This window comes from Alkalicoccobacillus porphyridii (genome assembly GCF_007293315.1).
In the GTDB taxonomy this organism is placed as follows: domain Bacteria; phylum Bacillota; class Bacilli; order Bacillales; family Bacillaceae_D; genus Alkalicoccobacillus; species Alkalicoccobacillus porphyridii.
The window spans coordinates 1-276 of the sequence record NZ_VLXZ01000192.1; the positions used below are offsets into that span (position 1 = coordinate 1).

General features: G+C 55.8%; 1 protein-coding gene. It reads right to left on the reverse strand.

The window, feature by feature from the left end:
- The coding region (locus tag FN960_RS23990) for a hypothetical protein (protein ID WP_143850806.1) at positions 1–276 on the reverse strand (276 nt) is incomplete at both ends.

The window sequence follows — 276 nt, forward strand, 5'->3', positions numbered from 1 at the left end:
GGAGATCTCTTCGCGACCATGTTTACGGTCGATAAAGTTATCCACCATCCCTGATTGCAACGGACCAGGGCGGAACAGTGCCACCAGTGCGATCATATCTTCGAAGCAGTCAGGTTGCAGACGCTTGATCAGGTCCTTCATGCCGCGCGATTCAAGCTGGAATACCGCCGTGGTTTCCGAGCGTTGCAGCATGTCGAAGCTTTTCTTGTCATCCAGCGGGATCGCGGCGATATCCAGCGGCGGCTCGCCATTCTTCGCCCGCCGCTTGTTGATCAT